Raw genomic sequence first — 17,762 nt, 5'->3', positions numbered from 1 at the left:
TTTGACAATCTCTTTGTTTCGATCTTGGCCAAGGAAAAATGGGACTTGATTCTCTTCGTGCAACCTATCGGTTCCTATGTCAATGACGGATTTAGAGATATGACCATGGCAGAGGACCACATTCGCTACAGTTTTTCCCAGCATTTGGATGAGATGAGGGAGAGATACTTAACGACTATTCCTTTAGTTTATCTAGCAGAGGATTATCTAGGCAATTATGAAGCAGCAAAAGTGGCTATTGATGCCATTTACCAAGCAGATTAGGAGAAAAATATGAAAAAGCTAACTGAAAAAATCACACAATTTATCGAAAACTTTAAAAATGTCCATGCAGAAGCCCGCAAGATCGGTTTTGCAGGAATCATGCGCTTGCTATGGAAAGATCTCTTTGTCGGCCGTAGTCCTTTCCAGTGGTTGTATCTCATCGCCTTGTCAAGTGTTCCCTTGATCTTGGAGTTTACACAAAATACGGAAAGTCATGACTGGCTGAGCTTGTTTGCATCTTGGACTGGGATTGTCTGTGTTATCTTGGTAGCAGAAGGGCGTGCAAGCAATTATCTTTTTGGGGCTATTAACTCAGCTATCTATTTGATTTTGGCCATGAATGCGACTTTTTATGGTGAAGTTTTAACGACTGTTTACTTCTTTGTCATGCAGCCGATTGGTCTCTATGCTTGGCTGTCCAATCGTATCAACGACCAAGGAAAACCAGAAGAATCCCACTTTGAAGCTAAGAAATTATCTGTTCTTGATTGGCTCAAGTACTTGGCCTTGACTGCTATTATCTGGATTGGTATGGGCTTGGCTTACCAAAGTATCAATAGCGCCCGTCCTTTCCGTGATAGTGTTACTGATGCGACTAATGGTGTTGGTCAGCTCTTGATGACACGTCTCTACCGTGAGCAATGGATTTTCTGGATTGCAACCAATCTCTTTAGTATTTATCTCTGGTGGGGTGAAAATATCCACATCCAAGGGATGTACTGGGTTTACACACTCAATAGTCTAGTGGGATGGTATCAATGGACCAAGGCAGTTCGAAAGGAGGCATAAGATGGCAGACACAAAGATTCCAGCCGGGATGACGGAAAAAGAATATTATGAAATCCATGCCAGTCAGGAGGAGTTTTTAGACTGGTACTACAAGCAGGAACTCCCTCAATATGAAAAACCAAGTGTGACAGTGGATATGGTAGCCTACTGCTTTGTCGAAGGAAAGATCAAGCTCCTGCTAATCCGTCGCAAGGCTCACCCTTATCAAAACTGTTTGGCTTTGGTTGGAGGCTTTATGGACAAGGGAGAAGATGCTGCACATGCCTGTCAGCGCGAGGTGAGAGAAGAAGTCAATCTCGATCTACCTTTGGAGAAAATCGAGCAATTGATGACGGTATCGACCCCCGGTCGTGATCCACGGGGCTGGACAGTGACCATTGCCCACTTAGTGTACCTACCTAGTCGTGCCTTAGACCTCGTTCAGGCAGGTGACGATGCCAAGGATGTGGTTTTTGTAGATGTTGATTTCCAGACAGGTAAATGCTACCTTGAGGGAGTCGAGCTGGACGAGAGAGCCTTCGCCTTTGACCATTATGCCATTATCCAAGAATCCATCAAACGAATCCAAGGCCGTCTCGACTGGAATCCGACCTTCCTTTATCTTCTGGAGGAGGAGTTCACTGTCTATGAAGGAACCGAACTAGTCAATCTCATCAACCCCGGTCGGCCCATCGTCAGCAATAACTTTCTCGTAAAATACGGCGAATATGTAGAAGAAGTCGGCCTCAAACGAGTGCCTAAAAAGAAACCAAGAAAAACCTATCGATTGAAATAAAAAGTGAGGTCGGGACAAAGTTCCCGACCTCTTTATTTATCATCATTTTTATGAATGGCTATCTTTCTTAGAATTGCTCAACAGGTGAGTAAAAAAGTCTTTGTATCGATACTTGAGATAGTTCTCATGTAAAAATAACAAAGCGATATAAACAATCATAAAGATTATAGTCAGATAGAAGACATCAAATGCAGTTCGCGCATAGTAAGTGGCTGATTGATAAGAGCCAATTGTTCCCAAAATCAACCAAGGAAGATACTTGTAATACTTATTTAGCATAAGAGCATACCTCCTATATTCTATTTCAATGTTATTATATTCCTTTGTCTAACACAATGCAAGCGATTACACAAAGGTGATGTAAAAATAGGACTCTTATCTAAAAAATTTTCTATTTTTCTGTTTTATTACGAATAGAAATAGTAGAGAGAAATTTTTTAAAATAGTTTCTCTAAATAGTTGACAGATTCAAGGCTCAATGTTACAATTATATTACAAAAAGATTTCCTAACATTTCAAAAATGTTACAAAGGAGTAGAAAAATGAAAAAGAAAACCTATATCAAATTGATGGCAGCGACTGTATTGGCTTCTACCTTGCTACTAGGAGCTTGTGGAAATAAAAACGAATCCACTCAAACCAGTAGCTCTGCAAAGACAAGTCAATCATCAAGTTCTAAAGCAGCTTCTTCTAGCAAAGAAAGCAAGACACAAAAATCTTCAAGCTCAGCTTCATCTGAAAAAGCTCAGGCATCTTCTGGTCAGTCTTCTACAACGGCAGATCAGTCACAAGCGAAACCAGCACCTGAATCAAGACAAGAACAAGCAGCTCCTAGTCAACAAGCCCCATCTCAGGCACCTTCAACTCAGCAAGACTCTCAAGCCCAGTCTAACCAGTCAGGCTATGATCCAACAACTGACCGCCAACTTCAAGACAAGCAAGCAGAACACAACAAACGCTACAAGGGTGTTTTAACCATGGTCGATGGTGACTTCTCAGCAGCTGCAGGCAACTGGAAGGGAGCAAATGGCGAAACTATTACGGTTTCATCAGGGGGCCAATTTACAGTAGAAACTGCAGATGGAAAGAAAGAAAACTATTCTATCAGAGGCTACTCTTACACCCTTGATGATGGCAAGTATAATGCCAAAATCGGTGGAGGAAAAATCATCCAAATTACAACAGGTGCGGATGGTAAAGTTTCGAGCGTTGCCTTGATTCAATAATAGTACCTAGGTTTTCCTAGGATCTAAAAAACCGTAAACTCCAAGTGAGTTACGGTTTTTTTGTGTATTATGCTTTGTCTAATTGCAAGAGGGCTTCAATCTCTGCTAGGGTGCTAGCTTGTGAAATGGCTCCACGAAGTTTGGCAGCGCCAGATGTCCCCCGGAGGTAGTGAGGAGCGAGGCCGCGGAATTCACGAACGGCTACGTTTTCTCCTTTGAGGTTAATCAAGCGTTTCAAATGTTCGTAGGCGATTTTCATCTTGTCTTCAAAAGTCAAATCAGGGAGAATTTCTCCTGTTTCAAAGTAGTGGTTGATTTGATTGAAGAGGTAGGGATTTCCCATGGCTGCGCGACCAATCATGACAGCGTCAGCACCGACTTCTTCGATACGCTGTTTAGCTTCTTGTACCGTACGGATATCACCATTTGCGATAAATGGAATCTTGGTCAGAGCTTGAGCGACCTTGTGAAGAGTCTCAAGGTCTGCGTGACCTGTGTACATTTGTTCACGGGTACGGCCGTGCATAGCGAGGGCAGAGACACCTGCAGCCTCAGCTGCGAGGGCATTCTCCACGGCTAGGGATGGATCAGACCAGCCAGTGCGCATTTTGACAGTGAGGGGGATATCAAGGACAGATTGGACCTTGTTGATAATAGAGTAGATCTTGTCTGGATCCTTGAGCCACATAGCACCAGCTTCGTTTTTCACGATTTTGTTGACAGGGCAGCCCATGTTGATATCAACGATATCAGTTTTGGTATTTTCTTGGATGAATTCTGCTGCGCGTGCTAGGCTGTCTTCATCGCTACCAAAGAGTTGGATAGAAACGGGGTTTTCGCCTTCATCGATGTGAAGCATGTGTAGAGTTTTTTCGTTGTTGTATTGGATTCCTTTGTCAGAGACCATTTCCATCACAACGAGTCCAGCCCCGAGCTCTTTTGCGATGGTACGAAAGGCTGAGTTGGTGACACCAGCCATGGGTGCTAAAACAGTACGATTGGGAATCTCAACATTGCCAATCATAAAAGGTGTATTAAGATTTGTCACGAATGAGTTCCTCCAGGTCGTTTTCATTAAAGTTATAAGTTGTTTGGCAGAATTGACAAGTGATTTCTGCCCCGTGGTCTTCCTCTTTCATTTCTTCAAGGTCTGAATTTGGAAGGCTGGCAAGAGCGTTCATAAAACGGTCTTTGCTGCAGTCACATTGGAAACGAATTTCTTCTTCAGATAGGCGTTTGTAAGATTCGTCACCATAGATGGCCTTGAGAAGGGATTCGATATGGTCATCGCTTTCTAGAAGGGTTGAGATGGCTGGCATTTCTTGGATGCGTTTTTCAAAGCGGGCAATCTCTTCTTCCTTGGCCCCTGGCAATACTTGGAGAAGGAAACCTCCGGCAACTTTGACCTTGTCGTCTTTATCCAAAAGAACATTGAGGCCGACTGCTGAAGGGGTTTGTTGGCTTTCAGTAAGGTAATAGGCCAAGTCTTCACCGATTTCCCCAGAAATGAGAGGAGTCATGGAGTTGTAAGGATTTCCAGTACCGTAGTCTGTGATAACGAGAAATTGACCGTTTCCAACAAAAGGTCCGACTAGGACTTCACCCGTTGCAGTCTTTTTGATGTCAACGCCTGGATTTTGAACGTAACCTTTGACGTTGCCCTTGGTATCTGCGACCGTGATGATGGCACCGAGAGAGCTGGTTCCAAGAACTTTAACAGTTAGTTTGGTATTTCCTTTTTCATTGGCTGCGAGAATTTGGCTAGCGATAAGGGTACGGCCAAGTGCAACGGTTGAACTGGCTTGAGTTTGATGTTTTTCTTGAGCAGTGCGGACGGTTTCAGTGCTATCAAGGACAAAAGCACGAAAGGCGCCGCTTTCTGATATAGTTTTAATAATTTTATCCATAGCTACTATTTTAGCATAAAAATGCCTAAAGGGGGAGTCGTGTGTTTGCTGTTTCTCTGGAATAATGACGAGGAAATCAACTTTAAAATAAAATGAGAAACAGATTATTTCCGCATTTCTAAGATTTATGCTATTCTTGTAGGAGAAAATGAAAGGGGTAACAAATGTATTTAGGCGATTTGATGGAAAAAGCAGAATCTGGTCAATTTTTAGTCCTTTCCTTTCTATTACAAGATTCGCAGACAACCGTCAAGGAAGCCATGGAAGAAACAGGTTTTTCAAAGGCGACCTTAACCAAGTACATTTCTCTGATTAACGAAAATGCCTTGGAAAGAGGTTTAGAGCTGACCATCCATTTGGAAGATGAAAATCTGCGTCTGTCGATTGGTGCAGCTACCAAGGGGAGAGAGATTCGGAGCTTGTTTCTAGACAATGCCATTAAGTACCAAATTTTGGTTTACCTTCTCTATCACCAACAGTTTCTAGCTCATCAGTTGGCTCAAGAATTGATGATTAGCGAGGCCACGCTTGGTCGCCACTTAGCTAGTCTAAATCAGATTTTGTCAGAGTTTGACTTATCCATCCAAAATGGCCGTTGGCGAGGTCCGGAGCATCAGATTCGCTATTTCTATTTCTGTCTTTTCCGCAAGATTTGGTCCAGTCAGGAGTGGGAAGGTCACATGCAGAAAGCTGAGAGAAAACAAGAGATTGCTACCCTAGAAGAAATCTGCGGTGCTAGCTTGTCTTCGGGGCAGAAATTGGACTTGGTTCTCTGGGCTCATATCAGTCAACAGCGTCTTCGGGTCAATGCCTGTCAGTTTCAGGTTATAGAAGAAAAAATGCGAGGGTATTTTGACAATATTTTCTATCTTCGTTTGCTTCGAAAGGCTTCGTCCTTTTTTGCTGGGCAACATATCCCTCTAGGAACTGAGGATGGTGAGATGATGGTATTCTTTTCATTTCTCCTTTCCCATCGTATTTTGCCCCTTCATACTATGGAGTATATCCTTGGTTTTGGTGGGCAATTAGCTGATTTGCTGACGCAATTGATTCAAGAGATGAAGAAGGAGGAGCTGCTGGGGGACTACACAGAGGACCATGTCACCTATGAACTCAGCCAGCTCTGTGGTCAAATTTATCTATACAAGGGCTATATTTTACAAGATCAGTACAGATACCAGACAGAGAATCGCCATCCCTATTTGCTGATGGAACATGATTTTAAAGGGACTGCAGAGAGAATTTTTCATATCTTGCCAGCCTTTCATCAGGGAACGGATTTGGATAAGAAAATTCTCTGGGAATGGCTCCAGTTGATAGAGTATATGGCAGAAAATGGTGGCCAACATATGAGGATTGGTCTGGATTTGACATCTGGTTTCCTTGTCTTTTCTAGGATGGCTGCCATTTTGAAACGGTATTTGGAATACAATCGTTTCATTACTATTGAAGCCTATGACCCCAGTCGACATTATGATTTGTTAATTACTAACAACCCTATCCATAAGAAAGAACAAACACCTATCTACTATTTGAAAAATGATTTGGATATGGAAGATTTAGCTACGATCCGTCAGATGCTATTTGCCTAAAAGACCTGAGTTTTCAGGTCTTTTTTGTGAAATTCGCACAATCTCCTCACATTTTTTTAAAATTTAAAAAAAATTGATAAACAAGAAAGCGCTTTATTTTGTATACTAGTTACTGTAAAGAGGAACCCCCTCAAGATTTTATCAGGAGGACAGCACATGTCACAAGAAAAATACATCATGGCCATTGACCAAGGAACTACCAGTTCTCGTGCCATCATTTTTAACAAAAAAGGAGAAAAGGTCAGCTCTAGTCAAAAAGAGTTCACTCAGATTTTCCCTCAAGCAGGTTGGGTTGAGCACAATGCCAATGAAATTTGGAACTCTGTTCAGTCAGTTATCGCGGGTGCTTTCATCGAAAGTGGTGTGAAACCAAGTCAAATCGAGGCCATCGGGATTACCAACCAGCGTGAAACAACTGTCGTCTGGGATAAGAAAACAGGTCTCCCTATCTACAATGCTATCGTTTGGCAATCACGCCAAACTGCTCCTTTGGCTGAACAACTAAAAAGCCAAGGTTATGTGGAAAAATTCCATGAAAAGACTGGTTTGATCATCGATGCTTACTTCTCTGCAACCAAGGTTCGTTGGATTTTGGACCATGTAGAAGGCGCTCAAGAGCGAGCTGAAAAGGGTGAATTGCTCTTTGGTACCATTGATACTTGGCTGGTTTGGAAATTGACTGACGGCGCAGCTCACGTAACTGACTACTCAAACGCAGCTCGTACCATGCTCTATAACATCAAGGATCTTAAATGGGATGATGAGATTTTGGAAATCCTCAACATTCCTAAGGCTATGCTTCCAGAAGTTCGTTCTAACTCTGAAATCTACGGCAAGACTGCTCCATTCCATTTCTACGGTGGAGAAGTGCCAATTTCAGGTATGGCTGGGGACCAACAGGCAGCCCTCTTCGGTCAGTTGGCCTTTGAACCAGGGATGGTCAAGAATACTTATGGAACAGGTTCTTTCATCATTATGAACACTGGTGAAGAGATGCAGTTGTCTGAAAACAACCTTTTGACAACCATTGGTTACGGAATCAACGGCAAGGTTTACTATGCCTTGGAAGGTTCTATCTTCATCGCAGGAAGTGCCATTCAGTGGCTTCGTGATGGACTTCGCATGGTTGAAAATTCACCAGAGTCTGAAAAATATGCTCTCAATTCTCACAACAATGACGAAGTTTATGTCGTACCTGCCTTTACAGGTCTAGGGGCTCCATACTGGAATCAAAATGCTCGTGGTTCAGTCTTTGGCTTAACTCGTGGAACAAGCAAAGAAGACTTTATCAAGGCTACTCTGCAATCCATCGCTTACCAAGTACGCGACATCATCGACACCATGCAAGTGGATGCGCAGACAGCTATCCAAGTCTTGAAGGTAGATGGTGGTGCAGCCATGAACAACTTCCTCATGCAGTTCCAGGCTGACATTTTGGGAATCGATATTGCCCGTGCTAAAAACTTGGAAACAACTGCCCTAGGTGCAGCCTTCCTGGCAGGATTGTCAGTGGGTTACTGGAAGGATTTGGATGAGTTGAAACTCTTGAATGAGACAGGAGAACTCTTCGAACCATCGATGAACGAATCTCGTAAGGAACAACTTTATAAGGGCTGGAAGAAGGCTGTGAAAGCAACTCAAGTCTTTGCGGAAATCGATGACTAATACTGGAAGAATAAAGCGACTCAGTTAGAAAGTGTGTAAATATGGAATTTTCAAAGAAAACACGAGAATTATCAATTAAAAAAATGCAGGAACGCACCCTGGACCTCCTGATTATTGGTGGTGGGATTACCGGTGCTGGGGTAGCCTTGCAGGCGGCAGCCAGTGGTCTTGATACTGGTTTGATTGAAATGCAGGACTTCGCAGAAGGGACATCCAGCCGTTCAACAAAATTGGTCCACGGAGGCCTGCGTTACCTCAAACAATTCGACGTAGAAGTGGTGTCAGATACAGTTTCTGAACGTGCGGTGGTTCAACAAATTGCTCCACATATTCCAAAACCAGATCCAATGCTCTTGCCAGTTTACGATGAGGATGGAGCGACCTTTAGCCTTTTCCGTCTCAAAGTAGCCATGGACTTGTATGACCTTTTGGCAGGTGTTAGCAACACACCAGCTGCTAACAAGGTCTTGAGCAAGGATCAAGTCTTGGAACGCCAGCCAAACTTGAAGAAAGAAGGTTTGGTAGGAGGTGGGGTTTATCTTGACTTCCGTAACAACGATGCGCGTCTCGTGATTGAAAACATCAAACGTGCCAACCAAGACGGTGCTCTCATTGCCAACCATGTTAAGGCAGAAGGCTTCCTCTTTGATGAAAATGGCAAGATTACAGGTGTTGTAGCTCGTGATTTGTTAACAGACCAAGTCTTTGAAATTAAGGCTCGTCTGGTGATTAATACAACAGGTCCTTGGAGCGACAAGGTGCGTAATTTGTCTAATAAGGGAACCCAATTCTCACAAATGCGTCCAACTAAGGGAGTGCACTTGGTAGTGGATTCAAGCAAGATCAAGGTTTCACAGCCGGTTTACTTTGACACAGGTTTGGGAGATGGTCGTATGGTCTTTGTTCTCCCACGTGAAAACAAGACTTACTTTGGTACAACGGATACAGACTACACAGGCGATTTGGAACATCCAAAAGTGACTCAGGAAGATGTAGATTATCTACTTGGTATTGTCAACAACCGCTTCCCAGAAGCCAACATCACCATTGATGATATCGAAAGTAGCTGGGCAGGTCTTCGTCCATTGATTGCAGGCAATAGCGCTTCTGACTACAATGGCGGAAATAACGGAACCATTAGCGACGAAAGCTTTAACAACTTGATTGCGACTGTCGAAGCTTATCTATCGAAAGAAAAAACACGTGAAGATGTTGAATCTGCTGTCAGCAAGCTTGAAAGCAGCACATCTGAGAAACATTTGGACCCATCTGCAGTTTCTCGTGGTTCGAGCTTGGATCGTGATGATAATGGTCTTTTGACCCTTGCTGGTGGTAAAATTACAGACTACCGTAAGATGGCTGAAGGAGCTATGGAGCGCGTAGTCGATATCCTCAAAGCCGAATTTGACCGCAGCTTTAAACTCATTAACTCGAAGACTTATCCTGTTTCAGGTGGAGAATTGAACCCAGCAAATGTGGACTCAGAAATCGAAGCCTTTGCTCAACTTGGAGTTTCACGTGGTTTGGATAGCAAGGAAGCCCACTATCTTGCAAATCTTTACGGTTCAAATGCACCGAAAGTCTTTGCCCTTGCTCACAGCTTGGAACAAGCGCCAGGACTCAGCTTGGCAGACACTTTGTCACTTCACTATGCAATGCGCAATGAGTTGGCTCTGAGCCCAGTTGACTTTCTTCTTCGTCGTACCAACCACATGCTCTTTATGCGTGATAGTTTAGATAGCATCGTTGAGCCAGTTCTGGATGAAATGGGACGATTCTATGACTGGTCTGATGAAGAAAAAGCAACTTATCGTGCGGATGTTGAAGCAGCCCTTACTAACAACGATCTAGCGGAATTGAAAAATTAAGAGAAACTAGAAGAGAGGGAGACAAGCCTTCCTTGCCTTCTCTCTCCTTCTTTTAAATGGAGACAAAGATATGATGAAAGAATTATTTGGAGAATTTTTGGGGACCTTAATCCTGATTTTCCTAGGAAATGGTGTTGTTGCAGGTGTGGTTCTTCCCAAAACTAAGAGCAACAATTCAGGATGGATTGTGATTACTATGGGATGGGGAATTGCTGTAGCCGTTGCGGCCTTTGTATCTGGCACGCTCAGTCCAGCCCACCTAAATCCAGCTGTGACGTTTGCTATGGCCTTAAAAGGAACACTCTCTTGGGGTTCTGTTTTCCCTTATATCCTAGCCCAATTCGCAGGAGCGATGGTGGCTCAGATTTTGGTTTGGTTGCAATTCAAACCACATTATGAGGCAGAAGAAAATGCAGGGAATATCTTAGCGACCTTTAGTACTGGACCAGCAATCAAGAATACAGTATCCAACTTGATCAGCGAAATCCTTGGAACCTTTGTTTTGCTCTTGACAATCTTTGCCTTGGGGCTCTATGACCTTCAAGCCGGTTTAGGGACCTTTGCAGTGGGGACCTTGATTGTTGGTATCGGTCTTTCACTAGGTGGGACAACGGGTTATGCCTTGAACCCAGCTCGTGACCTTGGACCTCGTATCATGCACAGCATTCTTCCAATTCCAAACAAGGGAGATGGAGACTGGTCTTATGCTTGGATTCCTGTTGTAGGACCTATCCTCGGAGCGGCCCTAGCAGTTCTCGTATTTTCACTTTTCTAAGATAAAAGAGTTATTGGCAACAGAGTTTGAGATGAAAATCTCAGGCTCTTTTTTGATGGCCAAAACATTAATATTTTAACTTATCTTAAAATAAGCTAAAACCAATTTTTAAGTTATGGTAAACAGTTGAAAAAAAGGTTGATAAAGTGGTAAAATGTTAGGAAGATAAGATACTAACAATACATACTGATAGTTAATAGAAATAATATATTAATGGATAGCTTATGAAAAAACAACGAAATTTACATGTATTCTTAGGCCGGACGGCTCTATATTTTGTAATCTTACTTGGTTTGCTTTATTTTTTTAGTTACCTTGGTCAGAGCCAAGGCACCTTTATTTATAATGAGTTCTAGTTTAAAGGAGAAGAGGAACAGTGTTTAATAAACCGATAAAAGATATGATTGAAACGATTGAGCACTTTGCTCAGACACAAGCCAGTTATCCAGTTTACAATGTTTTGGGGCAAGAGCATACTTATGGTGATCTGAAGGCTGATTCGGATAGTTTGGCTGCAGCTATCGACCAACTAGGCTTGCCTGAGAAATCTCCAGTCGTCGTTTTTGGTGGTCAGGAATATGAGATGTTGGCTACCTTTGTAGCGCTAACTAAGTCAGGCCATGCCTACATTCCAATTGATAGCCATTCGGCCTTGGAACGAGTTTCTGCTATCGTAGAAGTTGCAGAACCGAGCTTGATTATTGCTATTTCAGATTTTCCATTAGAGCAGACAAGTATACCAATACTGAATTTAGAGCAAGTCCATGAAGCCTTTGCTCAAGCTTCTAGCTACGAGATGACCCATCCAGTCAAGGGAGATGACAACTACTACATCATCTTTACTTCTGGTACGACTGGTAAGCCTAAAGGAGTGCAGATTTCCCATGACAATCTCCTCAGCTTTACCAACTGGATGATTACAGACAAGGAATTTGCGACGCCAAGTCGTCCACAAATGCTGGCTCAGCCACCTTATTCTTTTGACCTGTCTGTCATGTACTGGGCGCCGACCTTGGCACTAGGTGGTACGCTCTTCGCTCTTCCTTCAGCCATCACTCAGGACTTTAAGCAACTCTTTGCGACCATCTTTTCATTGCCAATCGCTATCTGGACATCAACACCATCCTTTGCGGATATGGCCATGTTGTCTGAAGACTTCAACAGCGAGAAAATGCCTGACATCACGCATTTCTACTTTGATGGGGAAGAATTGACAGTCAAAACGGCTCAAAAACTGCGCGAGCGATTCCCAGATGCCCGTATTATCAATGCCTACGGTCCAACAGAAGCGACAGTAGCTTTGTCAGCAGTTGCCGTCACTGATGAGATGTTGACGACTCTCAAACGCCTGCCAATCGGCTATACCAAGGCGGATTCTCCGACCTTTATCATTGATGAGGAAGGTAAGAAAGTTCCAAATGGTGAGCAAGGAGAAATTATCGTTTCAGGGCCAGCTGTTTCAAAAGGCTATATGAATAATCCTGAAAAAACGGCAGAAGCTTTCTTTGAGTTTGAAGGACTACCAGCCTACCACACAGGGGATGTAGGAACCATGACAGATGAGGGCTTGCTTCTCTATGGTGGACGCATGGATTTCCAGATTAAGTTTAATGGTTATCGCATTGAGCTTGAAGATGTCTCTCAAAACCTCAACAAGTCTCGCTTTATCGAGTCTGCTGTTGCTGTCCCACGTTATAACAAGGACCACAAGGTGCAAAATCTATTGGCCTATGTCATCCTAAAAGACGGTGTCCGTCAGCAGTTTGAACGTGATATCGATATTACCAAGGCTATCAAAGAAGACCTAGCAGATATCATGATGTCCTATATGATGCCTTCTAAGTTTCTTTATCGAGATAGTTTGCCGCTAACGCCTAATGGTAAAATTGATATCAAGAGCTTGATTAACGAGGTAAACAGTAGATGATGGAGCTTTATAAACAGCTACCTCATTTGGAACCTTATGGTGATCTTCAGTACTTTTTATACGTAATTGTTGCAACTTTACCTATCTTTATCGGTCTTTTTTTCAAGAAACGTTTTGCCTTGTACGAGGTGCTCGTTAGTCTCTTCTTTATCGTCACCATGTTGGTTGGTGGAAAGACGAATCAAATAAGCGCTTTGATCCTTTATGTTATCTGGCAAGTACTTCTTGTATCTTTCTACAAAAGGTACAGGAAACAACGGGATAGTAAATGGATATTTTACCTGGTTAGTTTTCTATCCCTATTGCCTATTGTCTTTGTGAAAGTATCTCCTGCTATTCATGGACCTCAATCTTTGTTTGGATTTTTAGGGATTTCTTACTTAACCTTTCGTGCAGTTGGGGTTATCGTTGAGTTGAGAGACGGTGTCATCAAGGATTTAACGATTTGGCAATTCTTACGTTTTCTTCTCTTTATGCCGACTTTCTCAAGTGGTCCTATTGATCGTTTTAAACGCTTCAATGAAAATTACGAGACCATTCCTGAGCGGGATGAGCTGATGGATATGCTAGAAGAGGCTGTCAAATATATCATGCTTGGCTTCCTCTACAAGTTTATCTTGGCTCACATTTTAGGAGAGACATTATTGCCTCCGCTGAAAAATTTGGCCTTGCAGACAGGTGGTTTCTTTAACCTCTACGCTTTAGCGGTCATGTACACCTTTGGTCTGGAGCTCTTCTTTGACTTTGCGGGCTACTCTATGTTTGCCTTAGCCATTTCAAACTTGATGGGTATTCATAGTCCTGTCAACTTTAACAAGCCCTTTTTGTCAAGGGATTTAAAAGAGTTTTGGAATCGCTGGCACATGAGTCTGTCTTTCTGGTTCCGTGACTTTGTCTTTATGCGGATGGTCATGGTGTTGACCAGAAAGAAGGTCTTTAAAAATCGCAATGTGACCTCAAGTGTAGCCTATATTCTCAATATGCTGATTATGGGATTTTGGCATGGTGTGACCTGGTACTACATCGCCTACGGACTTTTTCATGGGATTGGGCTGGTCATCAATGACGCTTGGGTTCGTAAGAAAAAAGCGCTCAATAAAGAACGGAAAAAAGCTGGAAAGGGTTCCTTACCTGAGAATCGCTGGATTCAGTTGCTTGGCATGGTTGTCACCTTCCATGTCGTGATGGTTTCATTCTTAATCTTTTCTGGATTTTTGAATGATTTATGGTTTAAAAAATAAAAGGATATAAAAAATGGATATCAAATCAGAAGTTATTGAAATTATTGATGAGTTGTTTATGGAAGATGTTTCTGACATGATGGATGAAGATCTTTTTGATGCCGGTGTCTTGGATAGCATGGGAACGGTTGAATTGATTGTGGAGATTGAAAACCGTTTTGACATTCGTGTTCCAGTGACGGAGTTCGGTCGTGATGACTGGAATACGGCTAATAAAATCGTAGAAGGTATTACGGAGTTGAAGAATGCTTAAACGCTTGTGGCTGATCTTCGGGCCTATCTTCATTGCTGGATTTTTGGTTCTTCTACTCATCTTTTTTTATCCAGGTACAACAAGCCATAATCTGACGGAGGAGAAATACTCGGCGGCTTCTGTTAGTGCAGAGAGTTTTAAAGAGAGAAGCCAAAAAGTAAGGGCTCTTACGGATCCAAATATGCGTTTTATTCCTTTTCTAGGGTCCAGTGAATGGATTCGATTTGATAGTGTCCATCCAGCTGTTTTAGCAGAAAAATACCATCGTCCCTATCGTCCTTACTTTCTAGGTCAAGCAGGAGCAGCCTCTCTCAATCAATATTTTGGTCTACAGCAAATTTTGCCAGAAATAGAGAATAAGCAGGCTGTATTTGTGATTTCGCCTCAGTGGTTTACGGAGACAGATTATGAACCCGCAGCGTTTCAGAGATTTTTTAACAGTGACCAATTAACAGCTTTTTTGGGAAATCAATCTGGTGACATTGCTGCAAAGCATGCGGCTATTCGATTGTTAAAGCAGAATCCTAATGTTGCATTGAAAGGCATTGTTCAAAAACTGTCAAAGGGTGAAGAATTATCAGATGTTGATCAGGTTGCTATTGATATTTTTGCGCGATTCAACGAAAAACAATCCGCTCTCTTTGGACAATTCTCCATTCGAGGACAACTCAAGTACAAGGAACACGTGGAGAACTATTTAAAAGATCTTCCGGATCAATTTTCTTATGATGAGTTAGAAAAAATTGTTCGTAAGGACGCAGAAGCAAATACGACCAATAACGATATGGGGATGGAAAATCATTTCTATACGAGAGAGATTCAAAAGGATTTAAAAAAATGGGAAGGGTATCAAAAAAATTACAACTTCCTCAAGTCCTCTGAATACAATGATTTGCAGCTGGTCCTCAATCAATTTGCTAAGTCGAATGTCAATGTGCTCTTTGTCATTCAGCCGGTTAACAAGAAGTGGATGGAGTACACAGGGCTCAGTGAAGAGATGTACCAGCATGCAGTGGAGAAAATTCGTTACCAATTAGAAAGTCAGGGTTTTACCAATATTGCTGATTTTTCAAAAAATGGAGGGGACCCTTATTTTGTTAAGGATACCATTCATCTAGGATGGTTAGGTTGGCTAGCTTTTGATAAGGTTGTCAATCCTTTCTTGACGGATCCGAAACCAGCTCCAGACTACAAGATGAATGACCGCTTCTTTAGCAAGGACTGGGCGACCTATGATGGGAACATCAAAGATTTCAAATAGAATGGTCTAAAAGTTTGGGAATTAAACCCAAGCTTTTTTGTTTAAATGGCGAATATTTAAGATGAAAATAGGTCAAAAGTTTCAAAATTTTTAGAAATAGCGTATAATATAAAAGAGAAAAAGAAAAGAAAGGGATTTTAAAATGAACAAACGTTCTTTATTACCTGTCTTATCGACAGCCCTGTTAGCTCCAGCCTTCTTAGCTGGACAGGTCTATGCTGAAGAAGCAACTGCCCCTGCAGAAAGTCCTGCAGTTATAGCAAATCCAGCAAATTCAGCAACTTCAGAAACTCCTGCAGCTCCAACAACAGAGGCGGCAAGTCCTACAAGTGCTGAATCGACGGAAGCAAAGGAAGCTCCTGTTGAATCTCCTAAAAGCGAAGAAAAAGACACCGTTATCTTACACACCAATGATGTTCATGGCCGTATTGTAGAGGAAAAGGGCGTAATTGGAGATGCCAAGCTAGCGACTGTCATTGAGCAGGAACGTGCGAAATCAACTCAAAATACTCTAGTTGTTGATGCGGGAGACGCTTTCCAAGGTTTGCCGATTTCCAACTCTACCAAGGGTGAAGCGCGTGCTGAAATTCTCAATCAGATGCAGTATGATGCCATGGCAGTAGGAAATCATGAGTTTGACTTTGGTTTAGACGAAGCTAAGAAATACAAGGAAATCTTGAAATTCCCATTACTTAGCTCAAATACTTATGTCAATGGAGCTCGTCTTTTTGAAGCTTCTACAATCGTTGATAAAGATAAGACTGTGGAAGGTGATGAGTTTGTTGTAATCGGCGTGACAACACCTGAAACAGCAACCAAAACTCACCCTAAAAATGTCAAAGGGGTAACTTTTACAGATCCAATCTCTGAAGTCAATAAGGTCATCGAAGAAGTTCAAGCCAAGGCTCGTGCAGAAGGTAAGGACTACAAACACTATGTTGTGCTGGCTCACTTGGGTGTGGATACCACAACCCCAGTAGAATGGCGTGGTTCAACTTTGGCAGAAGCTCTCTCTAAAAATCCTCGTCTCAAAGGCAAACGTGTGACAGTTATTGATGGGCATTCTCATACAGTAGCTTCCACAACTTATGGCGACAATGTTACCTATAACCAAACAGGAAGTTACCTTCATAATGTTGGGAAGGTTATCTACAAATCACGTCAGCTTTTGGGCAATCCAACTCAGATTCCGGCTGCTGATGCTAAAAAATTACCAGCCAATCCAACAGTTGAAAAACTAGTCAAAGACATTAAACAAAAATACGATGCTGAAAATGCAGTTGAGATTGTTTCAAACAGCCCTGTAGAACTAAACGGTGATCGTGAAAATGTTCGGGTCCGTGAAACCAACCTCGGAAACGTCGTGGCAGACTCTCTCTATCAGTATGGTCAAACAGGATTTAGCCATCCGACAGACATCGCTGTGACAAATGGTGGTGGCTTGCGTGAAACCATTGCAAAAGGCAAACCGATCACTAAAGGAAATGTCATTGCCGTTCTTCCATTTGGAAATACCATCTCACAAATACAAGTGACTGGGCAACAAGTATTGGATATGTTTGAAAAATCACTCGGATCTATCTTGCAGGTCGATAAGGATGGCAAGAAGGTCTTGGATGAGAACGGGCAACCATTGTTGGAGCCAAGTGGTGGTTTCTTGCAAGTTTCAGGTGTGAAGGTCTACTATGATACCAACCTACCATCAGGCAAACGTGTCTTGGCCATCCAGGTCAAAAACCGCACGACTGGTCGTTATGATCTTCTAGACCTTGCAAAGACGTACTATCTTGCAACCAATGATTTCTTAGCTGCGGGTGGTGATGGCTACACGATGTTAGGTGGTGCGCGAGAAGAAGGTCCTTCTATGGATGCTGCCTTTGAAGAGTATCTGAAAACCGCTGATTTGACCCAGTATGAAAAGATCAATCCGAACTCACGGACGATTTCTGTGGATTCTAAAAACTTTAGTCTACCAGTAGAAACGCCTCAAACGAATGCAGCTGCTAGCGATGCGACTACAAATGTGCCATTGACTTATGAGGTGGCAGGTCAATTTAGCAAGAAGGCAGTTGTCTCAGAAAAGGCCCTCCCAAATACAGGAAGCGAACAGTCCATCTTCTTGCTCTTGATGGGAATGGTAGCTGGTTTGGCAGGTATCTTATCGAGTCGAAAACCAAAGCAAAAATAGGTTAAATTTTACATCTAGAAGAGTCTAGGGA

16 protein-coding genes and 1 pseudogene are annotated in these 17,762 nt (G+C 42.5%); 14 read left to right on the top strand and 3 right to left on the bottom strand.

Annotated features, from left to right (window positions below; translation table 11 throughout):
- From GMD1S_RS01635 to GMD1S_RS01625, 3 genes and pseudogenes are all read left to right on the top strand, one after another.
- Positions 1 to 264 (top strand): annotated as a pseudogene (locus GMD1S_RS01635) (ATPase); the annotation flags it as partial.
- 9 nt (positions 265 to 273) lie between these two features.
- The gene (pnuC, locus tag GMD1S_RS01630; protein WP_000736880.1) at positions 274 to 1,053 is read left to right on the top strand and encodes a nicotinamide riboside transporter PnuC; all 780 of its coding nucleotides are present in this window, start codon (positions 274 to 276) and stop codon (positions 1,051 to 1,053) included.
- A 1-nt stretch (position 1,054) separates the two neighbouring features.
- Positions 1,055 to 1,828, top strand: a complete 774-nt coding sequence (locus GMD1S_RS01625) for an NUDIX domain-containing protein (protein WP_000785841.1) — start codon at positions 1,055 to 1,057, stop codon at positions 1,826 to 1,828.
- Between the two features lie 48 nt (positions 1,829 to 1,876).
- Here the strand turns inward: GMD1S_RS01625 and GMD1S_RS01620 are convergent, their stop codons facing one another.
- Positions 1,877 to 2,107 carry a hypothetical protein gene (locus GMD1S_RS01620; protein ID WP_000933131.1) on the bottom strand — a complete coding sequence of 77 codons (231 nt, stop codon included), beginning with the start codon at positions 2,105 to 2,107 and terminating at the stop codon, positions 1,877 to 1,879.
- Positions 2,108 to 2,370: 263 nt separating this feature from the next.
- On the opposite strand from GMD1S_RS01620, the gene GMD1S_RS01615 reads away from it, so the two are divergent.
- Positions 2,371 to 3,054: a hypothetical protein gene (locus GMD1S_RS01615; RefSeq protein ID WP_000730896.1), complete on the top strand. Its 684-nt coding sequence runs from the start codon at positions 2,371 to 2,373 to the stop codon at positions 3,052 to 3,054.
- Positions 3,055 to 3,121: 67 nt separating this feature from the next.
- On the opposite strand, the gene dusB is transcribed toward GMD1S_RS01615, so the two are convergent.
- Both dusB and hslO read right to left on the bottom strand, forming a co-directional pair.
- Entirely contained in the window at positions 3,122 to 4,102 is a 981-nt protein-coding gene (dusB, locus tag GMD1S_RS01610; protein WP_000183317.1) for a tRNA dihydrouridine synthase DusB, read from the bottom strand.
- Positions 4,089 to 4,961 (bottom strand): Hsp33 family molecular chaperone HslO, encoded by an 873-nt coding sequence (gene hslO, locus GMD1S_RS01605; protein WP_000357863.1) that lies wholly within the window; start codon positions 4,959 to 4,961, stop codon positions 4,089 to 4,091. The genes dusB and hslO overlap by 14 nt, the downstream gene beginning before the upstream one ends.
- Before the next feature lie 164 nt (positions 4,962 to 5,125).
- Here hslO and GMD1S_RS01600 point away from each other — a divergent pair, with 164 nt between their 5' ends.
- From GMD1S_RS01600 to nt5e, 10 genes are all read left to right on the top strand, one after another.
- Positions 5,126 to 6,553: a helix-turn-helix domain-containing protein gene (locus GMD1S_RS01600; RefSeq protein ID WP_000280554.1), complete on the top strand. Its 1,428-nt coding sequence runs from the start codon at positions 5,126 to 5,128 to the stop codon at positions 6,551 to 6,553.
- A gap of 156 nt (positions 6,554 to 6,709) precedes the next feature.
- On the top strand, positions 6,710 to 8,218 hold the full coding sequence (gene glpK / locus GMD1S_RS01595; protein WP_000076794.1) for a glycerol kinase GlpK: 1,509 nt from the start codon (positions 6,710 to 6,712) through the stop codon (positions 8,216 to 8,218).
- A 41-nt stretch (positions 8,219 to 8,259) separates the two neighbouring features.
- Positions 8,260 to 10,086 carry a type 1 glycerol-3-phosphate oxidase gene (gene glpO, locus GMD1S_RS01590; RefSeq protein WP_000395889.1) on the top strand — a complete coding sequence of 609 codons (1,827 nt, stop codon included), beginning with the start codon at positions 8,260 to 8,262 and terminating at the stop codon, positions 10,084 to 10,086.
- A gap of 70 nt (positions 10,087 to 10,156) precedes the next feature.
- Positions 10,157 to 10,861, top strand: coding sequence for an MIP/aquaporin family protein (locus GMD1S_RS01585; protein WP_000975167.1), 705 nt, complete (start codon positions 10,157 to 10,159; stop codon positions 10,859 to 10,861).
- A gap of 224 nt (positions 10,862 to 11,085) precedes the next feature.
- Complete coding sequence (locus GMD1S_RS01580) at positions 11,086 to 11,217, top strand: teichoic acid D-Ala incorporation-associated protein DltX (protein WP_008276434.1); 132 nt, start codon at positions 11,086 to 11,088, stop codon at positions 11,215 to 11,217.
- Between the two features lie 20 nt (positions 11,218 to 11,237).
- Positions 11,238 to 12,788, top strand: coding sequence for a D-alanine--poly(phosphoribitol) ligase subunit DltA (gene dltA / locus GMD1S_RS01575; protein WP_008276430.1), 1,551 nt, complete (start codon positions 11,238 to 11,240; stop codon positions 12,786 to 12,788).
- Positions 12,785 to 14,029, top strand: a complete 1,245-nt coding sequence (gene dltB, locus GMD1S_RS01570) for a D-alanyl-lipoteichoic acid biosynthesis protein DltB (RefSeq protein ID WP_000970394.1) — start codon at positions 12,785 to 12,787, stop codon at positions 14,027 to 14,029. Before dltA ends, dltB begins: the two co-directional genes overlap by 4 nt.
- Positions 14,030 to 14,042: 13 nt before the next feature.
- On the top strand, positions 14,043 to 14,282 hold the full coding sequence (gene dltC, locus GMD1S_RS01565) for a D-alanine--poly(phosphoribitol) ligase subunit DltC (RefSeq protein WP_000351972.1): 240 nt from the start codon (positions 14,043 to 14,045) through the stop codon (positions 14,280 to 14,282).
- Entirely contained in the window at positions 14,275 to 15,543 is a 1,269-nt protein-coding gene (gene dltD / locus GMD1S_RS01560) for a D-alanyl-lipoteichoic acid biosynthesis protein DltD (protein WP_000919834.1), read from the top strand. The genes dltC and dltD overlap by 8 nt, the downstream gene beginning before the upstream one ends.
- A 142-nt stretch (positions 15,544 to 15,685) precedes the next feature.
- On the top strand, positions 15,686 to 17,731 hold the full coding sequence (nt5e, locus tag GMD1S_RS01555) for a cell surface ecto-5'-nucleotidase Nt5e (protein ID WP_001042691.1): 2,046 nt from the start codon (positions 15,686 to 15,688) through the stop codon (positions 17,729 to 17,731).
- The last annotated feature ends 31 nt before the right edge of the window (positions 17,732 to 17,762 follow it).

It is taken from the genome of Streptococcus sp. GMD1S, from assembly GCF_000296875.1.
Taxonomy (GTDB): domain Bacteria; phylum Bacillota; class Bacilli; order Lactobacillales; family Streptococcaceae; genus Streptococcus.
This window is presented reverse-complemented; position numbering and strand designations above follow the sequence as displayed.